This is a genomic window from Bacillus cereus group sp. MYBK222-1 (genome assembly GCF_051916425.1).
In the GTDB taxonomy this organism is placed as follows: Bacteria; Bacillota; Bacilli; order Bacillales; family Bacillaceae_G; genus Bacillus_A; species Bacillus_A paranthracis.
Genome location: NZ_JBQAGP010000002.1, coordinates 112025 through 131681, shown reverse-complemented (window position 1 = coordinate 131681; position 19657 = coordinate 112025). Strand labels below are relative to the sequence as shown.

Here is a 19657-nt window from a genome sequence, read left to right as displayed (position 1 = left end):
ACTTTATTTTTTATTGAGCAGTATAACCACCATCGATAACGACAGCTTGTCCAGTTATACCTTTAGCTTTTTCGCTCGCTAAAAACATCGCATAATCAGCAATCTCTTGTACTTGTAATAAGCGTTTTTGTGGGACAAGTGGATAAATGACATCCTCTAAAACATTTTCAAGTGGTACATTTCGTGTAGTGGCCAAGTCTTGTAATTGATTCCGTACGAGAGGGGTATCGACATAACCGGGACAAAGCGCATTAACAGTAATTCCGTGAGTAGCTCCTTCTAAAGCGGCAACTTTTGTTAATCCAATTACACCATGTTTTGCGCTATTATAAGCAGCTTTTCCAGCGAATCCAACGAGGCCATTAATGGAAGCTACATTAATAATTCGGCCATATTTTTGCTTTTTCATAATGGGAAAGGCATGCTTAACGGTGATAAAAGGAGCGATTTGCATAATTTTAATTAGTAGCTCGAATTTTTCGGTTGGAAAATCTTCAATTGGTGAAACGTGTTGCATGCCTGCATTATTAATTAATATGTCTAATGAACCGAAATGAGTAACAGTTTGAGAAATGGATGCTTCTATTTCTTCTTCGGATGTAACATCACATTTTAAGCCGATAGCTTGAAAGCCCTCTTTTTGTAGTTGTTCAGCAGCTTCTTTTGCACGTTCTTCAAGACGATCGGTAATAACAACTTTTGCCCCTTCTTTTGCAAAAGCGTTTCCCATTTCATATCCAATACCACTTGCAGCACCTGTTAAAAAAACAACTCGATTTGTAACCATGATGAAAAACATCCCTTCGTAATAAAGTTCTCATATTGCTCTATTTAGAGAGTGGATAAGAAAAATCCTGCAAAGATTTGGAAAAATATTGTTAGCTATCTTGTTTTGCAAAATAGTCTCTGCTATACTATTTTGTAAAGCAAGATACTTACGCTTATCTATCTTGTAAAACAAGATAGTAGGAGGATTTGAATTATGTCGACAAGTCAAATGCTGAAAGGGATTTTAGAAGGATGCTTACTTGCTATTATTTCTGAAGGTGAAATATACGGTTATGAAATGAGTGAGAAGCTAGCAAAGTATGGCTTTACAATGGCGAGTGAGGGAAGTATTTATCCGTTATTAATACGAATGCAAAAAGAAGGATTCATAAAAAGTGTAATGAAGGAATCCCCATCTGGTCCAAAACGGAAGTATTACACGTTAACAGAAGATGGCGAAGATGCACTGGATGAATTTATGGATCGCTGGGAAGCGATGCAAAGTAGTGTGGAACGTCTACTTGAAGGGAAGGGGAGAAGAAAATAATGCTATCAAATGAAGCACGAAAGTTTTTATTAGATATGAGGTTGTTTTTGACTGCAAAGAGTGTGAAAGAAAGCGATATTGAAAGCTTTATTGAAGACGCAGAACTTCATTTAATAGAAGGTGAGAGTAATGGAAAAAGCGTAGAAGAAATTTTCGGAAGCTCACCGAAAGAATACGCAAATGAACTTGTAAAAGTGATGGAAAGAGATAGACAGGAAACGTGGAAGCAAATTGGTTTTACAGTAATGAATATCGTATCGTTTTGGATTATTGCTTCTGTTCTAATAGTAAATAACGGACTATTACAGATGTCACTTATTCAGTGCGTTGGATATAGTTTGTCATTAATTTTAGTTGTGATAGGTCCTAATTTTCTACTTCGCAAAATGACTTTCGTAACAAGTTTTACAAAAACATGGTTTGCTATGTGGTCGTTAGTCATAATCGCACCAATGTTTCTAATAGGGGCTGTAACGATATTAGATGTGATTTATCCTACAAAAATGTTTATATTCACCCAAATGCAAAGTTATATATTAGCTGGTAGTATTTTCATCATTACAGTAGCAATAAATATATATTTTAATGGATGGTTTAAAAACTTATATTTAATCATCCCGCTTTCTATTATGTTAGTGTTTAAAATATTTACATCAGAAGACCTTGTTCCAATGTTATTTCAAATTATATGTTTATACGGAAGTTTGTTTATTTTAATTTTTGTTGAAATTATGATGAAGACGAATAGAAGAGAAGCGATTAAATAAGGGAGGGAGTATCATGCAGATTTCTAAAGAAGGAGAAAAGTTTTTAATCGATACGAAAGTGTATTTAACAACAAAAGGAATGAAAGAAGAAGATGTGGATGCCTTTTTAGAAGATGCAGAGCTTCATTTAATAGAAGGTGAGAAAGAAGGGAAAACGGTAAGTGATATATTTGGTGATTCGCCAAAAGAGTATGCGGAAGAATTAGCGAAAGAGATGGAGAAAGATAAAGGCGGGAGTATAAAGACTATTTTAGGAATGATAATTGGAATAGGGGGATATTGGTTACTTACAAATATTTTATTTGAAAGCCCAAATCATGAATTTACATTAACGAATGTACAATTAATTGGATACCCAATTGTTTTAATGATTACGATTGTAGGAATTATATTTGCTTTTAAAATGTCATCATTTAAGAGTAAAATAAAAGAATTTAGCATTATTTATGTAGCAGCATTGCTACCGATTTTATTACTAGTATTATTAATGTTTATGAATAAATGGTATGGGACACCTGTATTACAATTAACGACTATACAAAGTTATATACTAGCTGGAGTTATCTTGTTAGTACTGTTAATTGGAGAAGCATACATACTTGGCTGGATTGGGATATTAACTGTTATTGTCCCGCTATTCATTATGTTTGTATTTAAAGAATTAGGGAAGAACAACCCATATTGGGGAATGCTAGAGCCGTTACTTCTGTACGGAAGTTTATATGTATTAATGAGATGGTCTTTGAAAATTGAGGAGAAAAAAACTGTAAGCTAGCTTTATATTAATAGCGAACGAACTGAATTTTTTATTAAGAGGAGAACAAATATGCAAAGTATATTTCTAGGTATATTGTCTATTACATTTTTAGGTTTAACGATTTTTGGGCTATATACTACCTTTTCTAAAAAGGTACACGATGACTATTTCGATACTTTATTAGATGACACATCAGGTTATGTTTTGTTCTTCAGTTTAATAGGAAAGTGGCTGCTCTGGATATGCAAAAAAATATTTCCAAAGAAATATTATATAGAGATTTTTAGAGTAATTGTATTTATGTTTAGTTGTATATTTGCATCCGTTGCAGCCGGAATGTAGTTTATTGATTGGAATCTATTGTTTTAAACAGTAACAAAATCGTTACTGTTTTTTTCTTTGCAATAAAGAGCTTTGTAAAGAGAGTGCTTTTTGTTCGTTCGTTAATAGAGACTGAATATGGACATTTTCAGGGCGAGGGACGATCGGATACATAAGATTTGTTGGAGAAGGATGGTGCTCCGAGCCAGTTGGGGAATGAGGATCTGCGTGAGTAAGTTTTCCGTGAACACGTCTTGTAAATAAAATATGACCAATTTCATGAGCGAGCGTATATATATTTTTCATAGGAGCAGCCGAGTTTGTTAAAACGATATACCCTGTAAGTTGCTGTTGTTTTGCTAAAGAGTAGGCACAGGCAATTACTGCTGTTTCTTTGAAATAATCACTGCCAATATAACAAATGTAAAGGTCGCATTCAGGAGCTTCATTTACACAAGTTTGAAAAAAGGATGCTAATTTTTCCTGACTTTGAATAGAATCTTTATAACTAATTTCACGGTCAGAAAAACGAAAAAGTTCATTTAAAACAATTACTTCTTGAATTTGAAATGTAATGGGGTGCCAAATTGATTCTGCAACTGCTAAATCTTTTGCAATACGGTCATCAGAAATATCGGCGCCTGGCGTAATGCAAATACATATATTGACGTATGGATCCATAAGGAACACCTCAACTGAAAAAATTCTTTCTATAATATATGTTGGGAAAAGATCCTATGTATGGATAAACGCCTTGTTTATTACAAGTCGAAAAAATTTCATAGTTCTATAACATGGTTTGGCTGTCTTTTTGATATAGTAAAGGAAAGGGGGAGAATATATGTATACATTAAAAATCGTTTCAGACAGAGAAGCACTGTATCAATTTGCAAGTTATGTAAGAGTTGTACAAGGGGTGGAAGATGTATATGTAGAGGTGGGAGAACCTTTATATGAACATCCTTTAATGAAATTTTATGTACATATTAAGCTTGAGGAAACATATGAGCAACATAAAGCGTTACAAGAAATAGCAAGATTAGTAGAATTAGGGCGTTTTACATATGTCCATTATCGTAATGATGAAATAGAAGAAGCTTTTGAAGCTGTAAAATATGAAAGTTTTAAGAAATAAAGGTGAAAAAAGGGAGCGAAAGCTTCCTTTTTTCTTTAAAATTACATCAACAAAAGGAGAAAAATTTTGTTATGATAAGGGAGGGTGAGGAAAGGAGAGTTTACATATTGGGGTATATTGAAGAGTTACGCAAAGTCGTTGGTACAAGGCCGCTTATTCTAGTAGGATCAGCAATTATTATCTTAAATGATAATCAAGAAGTATTGCTTCAATATCGTTCAGATACATATGATTGGGGTGTACCTGGCGGGGCGATGGAGCTAGGAGAAACGACAGAAGAAACTGCTCGTAGAGAACTATTTGAAGAGACGGGACTAAATGCGAAAATTATGCAATTTATCGGGGTTCTTTCGGGAAAAGAAGTGTACTTCCAATATCCAAATGGAGATGAAATTTTTAATGTCATTCATCTGTATCAGGGGCATCATGTGAGCGGGGAATTAAGGCTTGACCATGAAGGATTACAGCTTCAATATTTTCCTGTAGATAAGTTACCGAATTTGAATAAAACAACTGAGAAAATTTTACAAAAATTTCTATATGCATTAACAGAATAGAAGGTTAATTCCTTCTATTTTTATTATATTAAATATTTTGATTTTTTAGTATGTTTATAGTATGATAGGTGTAGACATACATCTTATGGAATTTCACCTAAAAACTGACTAGGGTACATAAGAGAGGGGCAAGTGCAAAATGCATAATGTTGTTATTACAGCTGCAGTTCGTTCGCCAATTGGAACTTTTGGGGGAGCGCTAAAAAATGTAACGCCAGTAGAATTAGCTGTTCCTGTACTTCAGGAAGCTGTAAAACGAGGCGGGGTAGAACCACACGAAGTTGATGAAGTGATTTTAGGTCATTGTATTCAAAGAACTGATGAAGCAAATACGGCAAGAACGGCTGCATTAGCGGCAGGATTTCCTGACACAGTTACAGGTTATACAATCCAACGCCAATGTTCTTCAGGTATGCAAGCAATTATGTCGGCTGCAATGCAAATTCAATTAGGTGTAAGTGAAGTTGTCGTTGCAGGTGGAGTAGAAGCAATGAGTTCAAGCCCTTATGCATTAAAACAACACCGCTGGGGACAACGCCTACAACACGGAGAAATTCGTGATACGGTGTGGGAAGTATTAGAAGATCCAATTCATCATATTATGATGGGGGAAACAGCGGAAAATTTAGTTGAACAATATGAAATTACAAGAGAGGAACAAGATGAAGTTGCGCTTCGTAGTCATACATTGGCATTGAAGGCAATCGAGTCTGGATACTTTGACGATCAAATTGTTCCTATTACAATAAAAGAACGTAGAAAAGAAGTAGTATTTTCAAAGGATGAACATCCACGTGCTGACATTACAGCAGAAAAATTAGCAGGATTAAAACCAGCTTTCCGTAAAGACGGATCTGTAACGGCAGGGAATGCATCTGGCCTGAATGACGGAAGTGCGGTTCTAGTATTAATGAGCGAAGAAAAAGCGAAAGAAAAAGGCTTACAACCGTTAGCTAGAATTGTTGGATATTCAGTAGCTGGAGTAGATCCTAAAATTATGGGTATTGGACCAGCACCAGCAATTCGTAAAGGGTTAGAAAAAGTAGATTGGTCATTAGAAGATGCAGATTTACTGGAAATTAATGAAGCTTTCGCTGCACAATACTTAGCTGTAGAGAAAGAATTAGGTTTAAATCGTGAAAAGGTGAATGTAAACGGTAGTGGTGTAGGACTTGGACATCCAATCGGTTGTACAGGAGCTCGTATTACTGTAAGTTTAATTCATGAATTAAAAAGACGCGGGTTAGAAAAAGGAATTGCCTCTCTATGCGTCGGCGGCGGTATTGGAGTAGCATTATTTATAGAAGCACTATAAAAAAGAAGCAGCAATCGCTGCTTCTTTTTTTATGATTCAAATAAATGATGAAATAATCGATCACGATTTTCAAAGAAAAGTTTCGTCGTTTGGTAATGCTCAGTTTCTTCTAATGTGGATTCATGAATCCCTTCTTGTGTTAAAGAATATATAGTGGATTCAGGATAAGCCATTAAAATAGGAGAATGCGTTGCGATAACAAATTGTGAACCTTGTTCCGCTAGTTCATGCATTCGAATGAGCATAGAAAGTTGTCTCATTGGTGATAGAGCGGCCTCGGGCTCATCTAAAATGTATAAGCCTTGTCCTGAAAAACGATTCATAAATAAGGAGAAAAATGACTCACCGTGTGATTGGGCGTGTAGTGAAGTACCACCATATGAGTCAATAATTGGATTTCCACGTGCTTCTGAATCGGCATCCATTTCATCAATATAAGAAGCAACATTATAAAACGATTCAGCACGAAGAAAGAAACCATCGTTTGGTGTATTGAAACTTTTGGAAATTCGAAGATGTTCATGTAAAGATGAATGTGAATCGTTTGTACTAAAACGGAAGTTTTTCGTCCCACCTTCTGCATTAAATCCTAAAGCAATTGCAATCGCTTCGAGTAATGTTGACTTCCCCGTTCCGTTTTCTCCAATAATGAATGTTACATTTGGATGGAAAGCTAGTGATTGTAATGTTCGAATAGCGGGTAAACAGTAAGGATATGCGGAGAAACTAGGGATATTTTCTTTTTTTAATGTGACATTTTGTAAAAAGGGTACGTCAATCAATATAGAAACCTCAATTCATAACGGATTTTGATTCTAAAAAAGCAGCAAATACAAGGGTAAGACAACTTGCAAATAGTATTGTATATTGAAGTGCGCCAAAGCCAAGACCTTCCCAGCCGAAAGTCATTCTCTTCCATATGAAAATAAAAAGAATGCTTATAAAACCAACGAGAGCAGGTATATATTTTATAATTTTGTAGTGCTTCCATAGATAGAAGCCAATGTATGTACTTAAAAACAAGGTAAACAGAACAAGAAAAAAGACAAGTGTTAATGACACGTGAATCCCTCCTTATTTTCTGAATATTTTATGTGGATTATATCATTTAAACTATCATATTCCAATGTGAAAATAAATATTGCATGGAGATTATTCATGTCGTTATGATAGTATGTAATCTATTGTAATTATAAAAAGGAGTTAAAACATGCCGTTTACATTTGCACATCCAGCAGCAGTTCTTCCTTTTGCAAAAAAGTATTCTCAACATATTTCAGTAACGGCTCTTATATTAGGTAGTATGGCGCCTGACTTTGAATATTTCCTACACTTTAGACCGTATGGTGTAATTGGGCATACGTGGCTTGGATTCTTATATTTTAATTTACCACTCGTATTTTTATTAGCATACATATATCACTACATTTTAAAAAAGCCGTTTATAACACATTTACCTAAACCATTTGCTGGCTACTATACATATGCAGTAGATGAGAGGTGGGGGCTTTACACAAGGAAAGATTTCTTTGTATTTTGTTATTCAGCATTATTCGGTATGTTAACGCATGTTGTTTGGGATGCATTCACTCATAAGACAGGCTATTTTGTTATGAAAATACCATTATTGCAAAGAGAATGGTACGGTATCTCTGTTTATAAATATATGCAACATGGAAGTACATGTATTGGTTTTCTGTTATTAGTATACGTTTTATGGAAGTGTAGAAATGCAATGGGTAAAGACCTTATTTTAGCTTCGGAAAAAATAAAATATTGGATTTCGGTAATTGTTGTGGCAACTATTATATTTATCGTGCACGCGTTCGTAGATCCCTATTTTCATATTTTCCAAATAGGGGGTATAATAGTATCTGGACTGACAAGTTCGTTTTGTGGACTTCTCATTGTTTCTATAGTTTACAAAGCAAAGGACTAATTAATATTAATGAATGATAGTGTTAGGAGAAATTATATGATGAAAGCATGGAAAAGTATTTTTGTTTTATGTAGTTTTCTTCTTATGTTAAGTGGTTGCTTCCATCAAGAAGAAAAGAAAGCTGAACCGAAGAAGAAAGAATCTATTCCTGAAACAAAAGAATATGGTGGGCGTGAGCTGAAAAAAGTAGGACAAAAAGTGAAAGAAACAGGATGGGGTACTTTTAAATTAGAACAAATTCATTCTGTGAATCAAACATTTGAAGTAGCACCAATGAAAATTCACGTACAAGATGTGAAAGTAATCTCTTTATCGCAGATGAGTAAAGATGCAAAAAATACATTAAAAGTATATACGGCATTAACTCCTGAAGAAGTAAAGCGTAGATTAGGAGATAAAGTCAGTCAAGAAGATGCGGAGTTATATGCATCGCTAAGTGGTACAGAGATTAGTGATACGATTCGTTACGTTGAAATTACATATAAGGTGGAAAATAGCGGGAATAAAAATATACAATTTTTCTCTATGAATGATGTTGCGATTAATGATAAACAACATTTTAAAGTAGCAACGCAAAACTTTTTATATGATGAAGATACGCTCGTTGGTACAAAAAATGTATCAAGGGAAGACTATAAGCCAGGTGAAACAAGAGATGGTATTATCGGCCTAATACTTGATGATGGAAAAGAAAAGGTAAAGGATATTAAATTTACAACAGATAATGTAATCGCAGCAAATACAGAAACGCAAGATGTTGTAAAAGAGCCACAAACTTTTAATATCTCACTTTCTGAGTAAGTTGTTTTTAAATATATGCAAGAAAAAACAGTCAGCGCTCAAACTATTATGCTGACTGTTTTTTCTGTTCTTCTATGTATGAATCTACACTTTGAAAAGGTACCTTAATTTTAAACGCATCTTTTTGTTCATGAAATTGTTTTTCATTATAGGGGCCAAAACGTTTATTATGCTTTACGTCAATAATCCAATAATGCTCGCTTTTTTTATTTGCAATTGCTGCGTCAGGATTATTAGGATCTGACTTTTCCTCAGTTTGTTTTGCAATAATGTATTTATCATCCCAGGCTATGTCTGTAATTTTTGCAGGAATGTATTGTGTGGCATATACAGCATCTTGCGTGGGGAAAAGTTCAAATGCATTTCCAGAAGTACGTATGAGTTCGTATTCATCGTTAATCGTATATGTTATATGATTTGTATTTCCAGCACAACCGGCTAATAGGAATGCGACGAATAGGATTATCCATTTTTTCAATATGGGAACCTCCTTTACAATGCTGTTGTAACACATTGTACAAGAAAAGTAAGAGAAACGCTAGTTTACAATGTTTTTTAGAAGTGGTACGATGAGACGGGTAAAGAAGGATATGAAGGAGTCGACATAAAAATGAAGTTAAAGATGCATCGTCCAGCGCTTGTAATGAACCGCATAGGTGCTTCCCTAATTGACATGTTTTTAATCTCGGTTATGTATGGTGCAGTAGTAGCTGTTATGACTGGAAATTATAGTGCTATTTTTAATCGCTTTAATATTAGTTTTGGCGATTATAGATATGATCTTGCAGTAGTTTTTATATTAATGGCGATATATTTTATTTTGCTACCCTTTATTTGGAACGGTGTAACACTTGGTAAAAAGGTAACGAGAATAAAATTAATTTCATTGAAGAGTGAAAAGTTAACATTACAAACATTAACGATTCGATTTTTTGTATTGTTATTACCGAACATATTACTGCTTGGAATTCCGATATTATGTAACGTATATATGATGTTATTCCGCAAAGATAATTGTGGTTTTCAGGATTTAATTACAAAAACGAAAGTGATAAGTCTTGTATAACAAAAAGAGACCTTTTTATGTAAAAAGGTCTCTTTTTGTTATACAAATATATTTTAGTGGATATATAATAGGGAAAAAGTTAATCTATATCATTTTTGAATTTAATAGATTGAAAATTAAGAAAATGTTATAATGATTAAAATAATATGTTTATATAATAAGGGGGAAATTGAAGTGACTGGAGGTAGCGTAATCTTTTGGGGGATTTTAATTTTCATCGGTTTAGTTTTCGATCAGCGTAATAGTAAGAAAAAAGAAGGAGTAAAAAAGTAACCGTTTACAAATGAATAAGCAACTTTTCTTGCTTGCAGACTAATCTCATAAAGGAGTATACTGAATGACGGTAAGACTTATAGAAGGGGTAATGAAAATGAAGCTTGCAGGAAAAGTTGCTATCGTAACTGGCGGTGGCATCGGTATTGGACGTAATACAGCTCTTTTGTTGGCTAAACAAGGCGCAAAAGTAATTGTGACGGACATTGATCAAGAAAGTGGACAAGCAACAGTGGAGGAAATTACGAATCTAGGCGGAGAAGCACTTTTTGTATCCTATAATATGGAAAAACAAGGAGATTGGCAACGCGTAATCAGCATTACTTTGAATGCATTCAGTCGCATTGATATGCTTTTTCAAAATGCTGGTTTATATAAAATAGATTCTATATTTTCACGCCAACAAGAGAACGATTCCAATGTACTTTGTATTAATGACGTATGGATAGAGATAAAACAATTAACGTCATCTTTTATGAAACAGCAAGAAGAAGTGGTGCTAAGTGACTTACCGATTTTCGGTATTATTAGCACGAAAGGACAATCATTTCATACAGTAGAAGCCCTCGTATAATAGTGAAAACCGCCCTCAATATATGTGGACGGTTTTTTTGTATGAAAATTATTTTTTAACGAATGCGTTGTTCGTTTTGACTATCAAAGAAATGCGCTTTATTCATATCAAATGCTAGTTTAATTTGGTCACCAGGTGAAAATGTATGTCTTGCATCAACACGTGCTGCAAAATCTTGATTTCCAAGTTTCATATATAAAATAGATTCAGCACCTAATAACTCAGCAACTTCAATTTTTGTTGTGAAGGCAGTAGATTGTGAAGCTTCTAAAAATAATAGTTCATCATGAATGTCCTCAGGACGAATACCTAAAACAATGTCTTTATTTACATAGCCTTGTTCACGTAATATCTTCATTTTTCCTTCAGTTACTTTAATTTTTGCAGCATTGTCTATAACGAAATCGGTTTCAGTTAATTTACCACGGAAGAAATTCATCGCTGGAGAGCCGATAAATCCACCAACAAAAATGTTTTCAGGTGTTTCATATACTTCTTTTGGAGTACCGATTTGTTGAATTTTTCCGTCTTTCATAACAACAAGACGAGAAGCCATTGTCATCGCTTCAGTTTGATCATGCGTTACATAAATTGTTGTCGTACCAAGGCGGTGGTGTAACTTAGAAATTTCTGAGCGCATTGCAACACGTAATTTAGCGTCTAAGTTAGATAATGGCTCATCCATTAAGAACACTTTCGCGTCTCGAACGATTGCTCTCCCTAACGCAACACGTTGACGTTGTCCACCAGATAATGCTTTCGGTTTTCTATCTAAATATTGTTCCAGTCCTAAAATTTTTGCTGCATCTTTTACACGACGATCAATTTCATCTTTTGGTATTTTTCTAAGTTTTAATCCAAATGCCATATTATCATATACACTCATATGTGGATATAGGGCATAGTTTTGGAAGACCATTGCGATATCGCGATCTTTTGGAGGGACATCATTCATTAGCTTACCATCAATTGAAAACTCTCCTTTTGAAATATCTTCTAGTCCAGCAACCATTCGTAATGTTGTAGATTTTCCGCATCCAGAAGGACCGACAAATACGATAAATTCTTTATCTTGAATGTGTAAATTGAAGTCTGTTACAGCTGTTACATTATTATCATATATTTTATAAATGTTTTCTAATTTCAGTTCTGCCATGGTATTTCCCCCTAGAAATAATTATGCAAACGTTTTCTTTGAGTTCATTATAAACGAATAGATTCAAAAAATAAACAAAAAAATAAAACGTTTTCATGAATTGGAATAATATTAGTAAATTTCGTATGTTTTCTTAGAAAAATAAGAATAAAAGTTGTAAGCGCTATTTTAAATTAAGATAGAATCTGTTATCATTCATTAATGAAAACGTTTGCGCCTTGAAAAAGAGAAAATCGAATTATGAATGAAATGGGGTAGCATAATGGAAAAACAGTGGTGGAAAGAAAGCGTAGTATATCAAATTTATCCTCGTAGCTTTATGGATAGCAACGGTGATGGCATCGGGGATCTTCGCGGTATTATTTCAAAGTTAGATTACTTAAAAGAATTAGGGATTGATGTAATTTGGTTATCACCAGTCTATGAATCTCCAAATGATGATAATGGTTATGATATAAGTGATTATTGTAAAATTATGAATGAGTTCGGAACAATGGAAGATTGGGATGAGCTATTACATGAAATGCATGAACGTAATATGAAACTTATGATGGACTTAGTTGTTAATCATACTTCTGATGAACATAATTGGTTTATTGAATCACGTAAATCAAAAGATAATAAATATAGAGATTACTATATATGGCGCCCTGGAAAAGAAGGAAAAGAGCCGAATAACTGGGGAGCAGCGTTTAGCGGATCTGCATGGCAGTATGATGAAATGACAGATGAATATTATTTACATCTGTTTTCTAAAAAACAGCCAGATTTAAATTGGGATAATGAAAAGGTAAGACAAGATGTTTATGAAATGATGAAGTTTTGGTTAGAAAAAGGAATTGATGGCTTCCGTATGGATGTTATTAATTTTATTTCTAAAGAAGAGGGATTACCAGCTGTTGAAACAGAAGAAGAGGGGTATGTTTCAGGTCATAAGTATTTTATGAACGGTCCAAACATTCATAAATATTTACATGAAATGAATGAAGAAGTATTGTCTCATTATGATATTATGACGGTTGGTGAAATGCCTGGTGTAACGACAGAAGAAGCGAAATTGTATACCGGGGAGGAACGAAAAGAACTGCAGATGGTATTCCAATTTGAACATATGGATTTAGACTCAGGAGAAGGCGGAAAATGGGATGTAAAACCATGTTCACTTCTTACTTTAAAAGAGAATTTAACGAAGTGGCAAAAAGCATTAGAACATACAGGCTGGAATAGTCTGTATTGGAATAACCATGATCAGCCTCGTGTTGTATCTCGTTTTGGTAATGATGGAATGTATCGCATTGAATCTGCGAAAATGTTAGCGACGGTGCTTCATATGATGAAAGGAACACCTTATATTTATCAAGGCGAAGAAATCGGAATGACAAATGTTCGATTTGAATCGATTGATGAATATCGAGATATTGAAACATTAAATATGTATAAGGAAAAAGTGATAGAGCGCGGTGAAAATATAGATAAAGTGATGCAGTCTATTTATATAAAAGGCAGAGATAATGCTAGAACACCGATGCAGTGGGATGATAAAGATCATGCTGGATTCACAACAGGTGAGCCCTGGATTACGGTAAACCCTAACTATAAAGAAATCAATGTGAAACAAGCGATCCAAAATAAAGATTCAATTTTTTATTATTATAAAAAATTAATTGAGTTACGCAAAAATAACGAAATAGTTGTGTATGGATCATATGATTTAATATTGGAGAATAATCCATCTATTTTTGCATATGTAAGAACGTATGGAGAAGAAAAACTTCTTGTTATTGCAAACTTTACTGCGGAAGAATGTGTATTTGAATTGCCTGAGGACATTAGTTATAGTGAAGCAGAGTTATTTATACACAATTACGACGTAGAGAATGGACCGATAGATAACATGACATTACGTCCGTATGAAGCAATCGTGTTCAAATTGAAATAAGAAAAATCCTTATACCACTTTGGTATAAGGATTTTTTTGGTTACCATTTTAATATGGAGAATCCATATGGAGGAAGTGTAACTTGTAATACACTTGCTTCCGCTGAAAATTCTTCGTTTGTATAAATATTAATGATTTTCTTTCCAGTAACATGGAGAGGCAGTGAAGCTGTAATATCACTATTAGTCGGATTTAAAACGAAAAAGATAGTTTCATCTTCATATGTTTTTGTATAAGAAATATAATTATGTTCATCATTTGCTTCAATGAATTGGAAAGTACCATGTCCTCCAAATGCTTTATATTGCTTTCGTAACGAAATTAATGTTTGTACATGTGTAAATAATAGATGATCTTGTTCTTTCGTATCCCAAACCATACATTTGCGGCAATCAGGGTCCATACCGCCATCCATACCAATTTCGTCTCCATAATAAATACAAGGAGAGCCGATGAAAGAAAGGTGGAATACATAAAGTAACTTTAACTTATTTTTATCTCCGTTACATGTTGTCAATATTCTTGGTGTATCATGGCTGTCTAATAAATGAAATGCTGCTTCATTTACATTCATAGAGTAGGAATGTAGAGATTCTATAATTTGTTTCATAAATTCATTTGCCTTAATGGAATTGTTAGCAAAGTAAGACAGTAGAGCGTTTGTAACAGGGTAGCTCATTACAGCATCAAATTGATCTCCTTGTAGCCAAGGAAGTGCATCGTGCCAAATTTCTCCTAAAATATATACTTCAGAATTTAATGCTTTTATCTCACTTCGGAACTCTCTCCAAAATTTATGGTCGACTTCATTTGCTACATCAAGGCGCCAACCGTCTATATTGAATTCTTTTACCCAATAACGCCCTACTTCAAGTAAGTATTCTTTTACATCCGGGTGTGCAGTGTTTAATTTCGGCATATACGGTGTAAACGCGAAAGTATCATAATTCGGAAGTGGCTCAGTTCTAATTGGGAACTCATGAATATGAAACCATTCTTTATATGCTGACTGTTCACCATTTTCTAGTACGTCTTGAAATTTATCGAAAAAGTATCCACTGTGATTGAATACGGCATCGAGCATTACTTTTATACCGTGTGTATGACATGCCTCAACGAGTTCTTTGAATGTTTCTTTTGTGCCAAATTGAGGATCGATTTCCATGTAGTCAATTGTGTCATATTTATGGTTTGAATGTGCTTTGAAAATAGGTGTGAAATATATTCCTGAAATTCCAAGCTTAACAAGGTAATCGAGGTTTTGCATAATACCAGCAAAATCTCCGCCGAAAAAATTAGTTGGAGTTGGTTCAGCGCTGCCCCAAGGAAGGGTGTTTTCTGGATTCAACGTACGATCTCCATTAGCGAACCGTTCTGGGAAAATTTGATACCAAACAGTATCTTTAATCCAGGAAGGTGCTTTGAATACATCATTTGCATGAATAAATGGAAAACAGAAAAAGTTACCAACGTCATCATTTGGAATGCTAGAAAAAAATCCGCGTTCTGCATAAATAAGCGTTTCTGTCTCTGCTTTTAATTCAAATCCATAACGTAAGCGCTTAAATTTTGGCTCGATGGAAATGGACCAATAATCAAATAATGCAGTAGAACCAGTTTTTTTCATCGGTGTACTTGAAGAAATCCACTTCCCGTCTGTCCATTCATAAGGATCACCATAAATAAGATTGGTGCTTTGAACATCGTCTCTTTTCGTACGTATTCGGATATGAATCGTTTTTTCATCGTAAGCGTATGCGTAATTATCTTTTGGCCTATGATAGATGGCGTCTTTAAGCATATAAAAAATCCCCCTTTACTATCTCTATGCATATTGTTCCCTTAAGTATAATAATAAAGCATATGTTGCAAACGATTGCTTTTTGCATAGCTTTAATATTGCTTATAAGAGTAGTATTCATTTCATATAAAGTCAATCTATAAAGAGTGTAGTAATAATATTTTAAAAATTAATATTTGCAAAATGAATAAAAGAATGTATAATGATAGACAAATAGCGCAAACGTTTTCATAGATTGAGATATCGTTTGTGCTTCTATTAAACTATTTAATGCAAACGTTTTCAATTAGTAAGGTACATATACAATTCAGGGAGGTTTTTGGGATGAAGAAAGCATTATCATTATTAACGGTTTCAGCATTATCAATTGGTATGTTATCTGCATGTGGACCGAAAGATTCAGGGAAAAAAGAAGAAAGTAAAGCAAAGAAAGATTACGATCTACTCGTTTGGGAAGATGATAAAAAAGGTGTTGGTTTAGAACCAGCAGTGAAAAGCTTTGAGGAAAAATATAAAGTAAAAGTAAAAGTTGTTGAAATGCAAATGACAGATCAAGTGAAGAAGTTACGCCTTGATGGACCAGCGGGGACGGGACCAGATGTTGTAACATTGCCACATGATCAAATCGGAAATGCAGTAACAGAAGGTTTACTTTCTGAAGTGAAAGCTGATGATGCTGTAAAGAGTAAATTTACTGATTCATCAATAGAAGCACAGACATATAACGGAAAATTATATGGTTTACCAAAAGCAATTGAGACACCAGTCTTTATTTACAATAAAAAACTAATGCCAAAAGCGCCAGAAACGATGGACGAGCTGTTTAACTTCTCAAAAGAATTTACGAAAGATGGCAAGTACGGATTTTTAGCATTAGGAGATAACTTCTACTTTGCTAATGCATTCATGGCAGGTATGGGTGGTTATGTGTTTGGTGAAAAAGATGGAAAGCCAAATGCAAGTGATGTTGGATTAAATAATAGCGGAGCAGTACAAGGTGCTGAGTATTTTCAAAAATGGTACAAAGAAAAGTTATTCCCGAAAGGTATTATCGGTGAATCTGGTGGACCTGCTGCTGATGGGCTATTTAATGAAGGAAAAGCAGCATCTATCATGAACGGCCCTTGGGCGTTCCAAGCAATGGAAAAGAACGGAATTGATTATGGCGTTGCTCCAATGCCGAAATTACCAAATGGTCAACCAATGAAAACGTTTGTTGGGGTTAAAGGATGGCATGTAACAAGTTTCTCTAAACAAAATGATTTAGCTACAAAGTTCACTGAATGGGTAACGAATGAAGAAAACGCAAAAATTCGATTTGAGAAGACGAAAGAAATTCCTCCAGTAAAAGCAGTAATGGAAGATCCAATTATTAAAGATAACGAAGCTGCAAAAGCAGTTGCAACACAATCTGAAAATGGAATTCCAATGCCAAACATTCCAGAAATGCAAGAAGTATGGAAACCAGCTGGAGATGCGCTTCAATTAGTTGTTACGGATAAAGAGGCACCAAAAGCAGCACTTGATAATGCAGTGAAGCAAATTAAAGGTAATATTGAGGCAAATCATAGTAAGAAAAAATAAGGTGAAATTCGTGCCTCTAATATGAGGGGCACGAATTCTCTCCCAAGAAAAAAGGGGGAAGGAACATGCAAACATCTATGGAACCAGCAAACGGCTTAAACGGTTCAAAACATAGGAAAATGGCAACCATGTTATCAATCATTCCAGGCGTGGGCCAAATGTATAATAAACAATTTGTAAAAGGTCTTATTTTTCTAGTATTAACAGGTTCATTTATTGTAGCCTTTGCTGATTTATTAAATATGGGATTATGGGGAATTGTAACGCTTGGTACAGAAGTTCCACGTGACCATTCTGTCTTTCTATTAGTAGAAGGAATCTTGGCACTCATTGTCATCGTGTTTGGACTCGGAATATATGCATTTAATTTATATGATGCATACCAAAACGGAAAGAAACGGGATATAGGAACACCGTTAAACTCTGTAAAAGAGCAATACCGTAATTTACTAGACCAAGGTTTTCCGTATTTAATGGTTTCACCAGGGTTTTTATTACTTATCTTTGTCGTTGTATTTCCAATCATTTTCGTAATTTTAATTGGATTTACGAACTATGATTTATATCATTCTCCTCCAGCTAAATTAGTAGATTGGGTAGGATTTAAAAACTTTATTGATATCTTTACATTACCGATGTGGAGAGAAACGTTTTTAAGTGTATTTTCTTGGACTGTCATTTGGACATTCGTTGCAACGACATTACAAGTTGCACTTGGTATTTTCTTAGCGATTATCGTAAATCAGCCTGGTATTAAAGGGAAGGCGATTATTCGAACAATCTTCATTTTACCGTGGGCGGTCCCAGCATTCGTATCTATTCTTGTTTTCTCTGGTATGTTTAATGAAACATTTGGAGCGATTAACAATCAAGTATTAGCTTTATTCGGAATTGAAAAGATTGCTTGGATGACAGATCCATTTTGGGCGAAGATTGCTTTAATTATGATTCAAACGTGGCTTGGATTCCCGTTCGTCTTTGCAATGACAACAGGTATACTGCAATCGATTCCAGGAGAATTATACGAAGCGGCTACAGTAGATGGAGCTACAGCTTGGCAACAGTTTCGTAAAATTACATTGCCACTTGTTCTATATGCAACAGCACCAATATTAATTACGCAATATACGTTTAACTTTAATAACTTTAGTATCATCTATCTATTTAACGGCGGAGGTCCTGCTGTAGCTGGACAAGACGCAGGTGGAACAGATATTTTAATTTCATGGATTTATAAGTTAACGATGACTTCCGCGCAGTACGGAAAAGCAGCAGCTCTTACAATGATCTTATCGTTAATCGTTATTACAGTTGCGTTATGGCAATTTAAGAGAACAAAATCATTCCAAGAAGAGGATATGATGTAAATGAATATTAAAAGACAAAAGATGTTACGTCTCTCATTAAGTTATCTCGTTATTTTCGTAATGTGTGCCATCATTTTCTATCCATTATTATGGATTATTGGCTCATCGTTTAATCCGGGTGATAGTTTATCTGGATCAAGTATTATTCCGCAAAATGCAACACTAGATCATTATCGTAAGTTATTAGATTTAGAGAATAGTAATTATTTACTATGGTATAAAAACACATTAAAAGTAAGTGTTTTAACGATGATTTTTTCAGTGTTAGCAATTAGTTTTACTGCTTATGCATTTTCGAGATACCGTTTTGTTGGAAGAAAAAATGGTTTATTAACATTTTTAATTTTGCAAATGATTCCAAACTTTGCAGCGTTAATCGCTTTATACGTATTAGCACAGTTAACAGGATTAATTGATACGCACCTTGCATTAATTTTAATTTATGTAGGCGGGGCAATTCCAATGAACACATGGCTTATGAAAGGGTATTTTGATACGATTCCGAAAGAATTGGATGAGTCAGCTCGTATGGATGGAGCAGGGCATTTTCGTATTTTTTGGCAAATCATTATGCCACTTGCAAAGCCAATCATAGCGGTTGTAGCGTTATTTACTTTCATCGGCCCATTTACAGATTTTATTTTAGCGAGTATTATTTTGCGCACACCAGAAAATTATACGTTAGCAGTTGGATTATATGAAATGGTGGCGAAGAAATTTGGGAATGAATTTACAACGTTCGCAGCGGGTTCCGTATTGATTGCAATCCCAATTTCAATTTTATTCCTATCACTACAAAAATACTTTATCTCTGGTTTAACTGCTGGAGGTACGAAAGGATGAAAAATGGGACATTATGTCCCATTTTTCTTTTCATCTTCCTATAAAACATTTTATAGGGAGATGAAAAGAAGTGAAATAAATAGTATATTATAGTATAGGAAAAAAGAGCTCTATCCCTTACAATACATGGAGAGGGAGAATATGATA

Annotated in this window: 23 protein-coding genes; 16 read left to right on the top strand and 7 right to left on the bottom strand. The window is 34.4% G+C overall.

Annotated elements, in window-relative coordinates:
* Positions 1-10 precede the first annotated feature (10 nt).
* Positions 11-787: a 3-hydroxybutyrate dehydrogenase gene (locus ACTFR9_RS12555; protein ID WP_103141809.1), complete on the bottom strand. Its 777-nt coding sequence runs from the start codon at positions 785-787 to the stop codon at positions 11-13.
* 195 nt (positions 788-982) lie between these two features.
* Between ACTFR9_RS12555 and ACTFR9_RS12550 the strand changes: the two genes are divergently transcribed.
* Genes ACTFR9_RS12550 through ACTFR9_RS12535 form a run of 4 tightly spaced genes read left to right on the top strand, consistent with a single transcriptional unit; the run spans position 983 to position 3181 of the window.
* Positions 983-1315, top strand: a complete 333-nt coding sequence (locus tag ACTFR9_RS12550; protein ID WP_000107963.1) for a PadR family transcriptional regulator — start codon at positions 983-985, stop codon at positions 1313-1315.
* Positions 1315-2082: a DUF1129 domain-containing protein gene (locus ACTFR9_RS12545; RefSeq protein WP_229136224.1), complete on the top strand. Its 768-nt coding sequence runs from the start codon at positions 1315-1317 to the stop codon at positions 2080-2082. The genes ACTFR9_RS12550 and ACTFR9_RS12545 overlap by 1 nt, the downstream gene beginning before the upstream one ends.
* 13 nt (positions 2083-2095) lie before the next feature.
* The gene (locus ACTFR9_RS12540) at positions 2096-2857 is read left to right on the top strand and encodes a DUF1129 domain-containing protein (protein ID WP_103141811.1); all 762 of its coding nucleotides are present in this window, start codon (positions 2096-2098) and stop codon (positions 2855-2857) included.
* Between the two features lie 51 nt (positions 2858-2908).
* On the top strand, positions 2909-3181 hold the full coding sequence (locus tag ACTFR9_RS12535; protein ID WP_103141812.1) for a DNA-binding protein: 273 nt from the start codon (positions 2909-2911) through the stop codon (positions 3179-3181).
* A gap of 42 nt (positions 3182-3223) precedes the next feature.
* Here ACTFR9_RS12535 and ACTFR9_RS12530 read toward each other — a convergent pair whose 3' ends face one another.
* Positions 3224-3841: an ImmA/IrrE family metallo-endopeptidase gene (locus tag ACTFR9_RS12530; protein ID WP_000371612.1), complete on the bottom strand. Its 618-nt coding sequence runs from the start codon at positions 3839-3841 to the stop codon at positions 3224-3226.
* Between the two features lie 160 nt (positions 3842-4001).
* Between ACTFR9_RS12530 and ACTFR9_RS12525 the strand changes: the two genes are divergently transcribed.
* The 3 genes from ACTFR9_RS12525 to ACTFR9_RS12515 all read left to right on the top strand — a co-directional run bounded on the left by ACTFR9_RS12525 (position 4002) and on the right by ACTFR9_RS12515 (position 6167).
* Positions 4002-4295, top strand: coding sequence for a DUF3928 family protein (locus tag ACTFR9_RS12525; protein ID WP_000288327.1), 294 nt, complete (start codon positions 4002-4004; stop codon positions 4293-4295).
* A gap of 107 nt (positions 4296-4402) precedes the next feature.
* Positions 4403-4852 (top strand): NUDIX hydrolase, encoded by a 450-nt coding sequence (locus tag ACTFR9_RS12520; protein WP_000540524.1) that lies wholly within the window; start codon positions 4403-4405, stop codon positions 4850-4852.
* Positions 4853-4991: 139 nt separating this feature from the next.
* Positions 4992-6167 carry an acetyl-CoA C-acetyltransferase gene (locus ACTFR9_RS12515; protein WP_000552085.1) on the top strand — a complete coding sequence of 392 codons (1176 nt, stop codon included), beginning with the start codon at positions 4992-4994 and terminating at the stop codon, positions 6165-6167.
* A 29-nt stretch (positions 6168-6196) separates the two neighbouring features.
* Here ACTFR9_RS12515 and ACTFR9_RS12510 read toward each other — a convergent pair whose 3' ends face one another.
* Positions 6197-6949 carry an AAA family ATPase gene (locus ACTFR9_RS12510; RefSeq protein WP_000567994.1) on the bottom strand — a complete coding sequence of 251 codons (753 nt, stop codon included), beginning with the start codon at positions 6947-6949 and terminating at the stop codon, positions 6197-6199.
* Positions 6950-6959: 10 nt separating this feature from the next.
* The gene (locus ACTFR9_RS12505; RefSeq protein WP_000059970.1) at positions 6960-7229 is read right to left on the bottom strand and encodes a hypothetical protein; all 270 of its coding nucleotides are present in this window, start codon (positions 7227-7229) and stop codon (positions 6960-6962) included.
* 148 nt (positions 7230-7377) lie between these two features.
* Between ACTFR9_RS12505 and ACTFR9_RS12500 the strand changes: the two genes are divergently transcribed.
* Both ACTFR9_RS12500 and ACTFR9_RS12495 read left to right on the top strand, forming a co-directional pair.
* A complete protein-coding gene (locus ACTFR9_RS12500) occupies positions 7378-8106 on the top strand; it encodes a DUF4184 family protein (protein ID WP_001116876.1) in 729 nt (242 codons plus the stop codon).
* Between the two features lie 36 nt (positions 8107-8142).
* Positions 8143-8907, top strand: coding sequence for a hypothetical protein (locus ACTFR9_RS12495; RefSeq protein WP_000973892.1), 765 nt, complete (start codon positions 8143-8145; stop codon positions 8905-8907).
* A gap of 46 nt (positions 8908-8953) precedes the next feature.
* Here ACTFR9_RS12495 and ACTFR9_RS12490 read toward each other — a convergent pair whose 3' ends face one another.
* The gene (locus ACTFR9_RS12490) at positions 8954-9385 is read right to left on the bottom strand and encodes a DUF3997 domain-containing protein (protein WP_000758783.1); all 432 of its coding nucleotides are present in this window, start codon (positions 9383-9385) and stop codon (positions 8954-8956) included.
* A gap of 132 nt (positions 9386-9517) precedes the next feature.
* Here ACTFR9_RS12490 and ACTFR9_RS12485 point away from each other — a divergent pair, with 132 nt between their 5' ends.
* The 3 genes from ACTFR9_RS12485 to ACTFR9_RS12475 all read left to right on the top strand — a co-directional run bounded on the left by ACTFR9_RS12485 (position 9518) and on the right by ACTFR9_RS12475 (position 10820).
* Complete coding sequence (locus ACTFR9_RS12485) at positions 9518-9973, top strand: RDD family protein (RefSeq protein ID WP_000769088.1); 456 nt, start codon at positions 9518-9520, stop codon at positions 9971-9973.
* A 174-nt stretch (positions 9974-10147) separates the two neighbouring features.
* On the top strand, positions 10148-10246 hold the full coding sequence (locus tag ACTFR9_RS12480; protein ID WP_000145657.1) for a hypothetical protein: 99 nt from the start codon (positions 10148-10150) through the stop codon (positions 10244-10246).
* Positions 10247-10310: 64 nt separating this feature from the next.
* Positions 10311-10820 carry an SDR family NAD(P)-dependent oxidoreductase gene (locus ACTFR9_RS12475; protein ID WP_000218426.1) on the top strand — a complete coding sequence of 170 codons (510 nt, stop codon included), beginning with the start codon at positions 10311-10313 and terminating at the stop codon, positions 10818-10820.
* Between the two features lie 55 nt (positions 10821-10875).
* Here the strand turns inward: ACTFR9_RS12475 and ACTFR9_RS12470 are convergent, their stop codons facing one another.
* Positions 10876-11976 carry an ABC transporter ATP-binding protein gene (locus ACTFR9_RS12470; RefSeq protein WP_000818923.1) on the bottom strand — a complete coding sequence of 367 codons (1101 nt, stop codon included), beginning with the start codon at positions 11974-11976 and terminating at the stop codon, positions 10876-10878.
* Positions 11977-12238: 262 nt separating this feature from the next.
* On the opposite strand from ACTFR9_RS12470, the gene malL reads away from it, so the two are divergent.
* The gene (malL, locus tag ACTFR9_RS12465; RefSeq protein WP_000415194.1) at positions 12239-13915 is read left to right on the top strand and encodes an oligo-1,6-glucosidase; all 1677 of its coding nucleotides are present in this window, start codon (positions 12239-12241) and stop codon (positions 13913-13915) included.
* A gap of 40 nt (positions 13916-13955) precedes the next feature.
* Here the strand turns inward: malL and ACTFR9_RS12460 are convergent, their stop codons facing one another.
* Positions 13956-15716, bottom strand: a complete 1761-nt coding sequence (locus ACTFR9_RS12460; RefSeq protein ID WP_229136221.1) for an alpha-glycosidase — start codon at positions 15714-15716, stop codon at positions 13956-13958.
* Between the two features lie 324 nt (positions 15717-16040).
* Between ACTFR9_RS12460 and ACTFR9_RS12455 the strand changes: the two genes are divergently transcribed.
* From ACTFR9_RS12455 to malD, 3 genes are all read left to right on the top strand, one after another.
* Positions 16041-17300 carry an extracellular solute-binding protein gene (locus ACTFR9_RS12455; RefSeq protein ID WP_440048984.1) on the top strand — a complete coding sequence of 420 codons (1260 nt, stop codon included), beginning with the start codon at positions 16041-16043 and terminating at the stop codon, positions 17298-17300.
* Between the two features lie 65 nt (positions 17301-17365).
* Positions 17366-18667 (top strand): maltosaccharide ABC transporter permease MalC, encoded by a 1302-nt coding sequence (gene malC / locus ACTFR9_RS12450; RefSeq protein WP_001194989.1) that lies wholly within the window; start codon positions 17366-17368, stop codon positions 18665-18667.
* On the top strand, positions 18668-19510 hold the full coding sequence (gene malD / locus ACTFR9_RS12445) for a maltosaccharide ABC transporter permease MalD (protein WP_229136220.1): 843 nt from the start codon (positions 18668-18670) through the stop codon (positions 19508-19510).
* Positions 19511-19657: the final 147 nt, after the last annotated feature.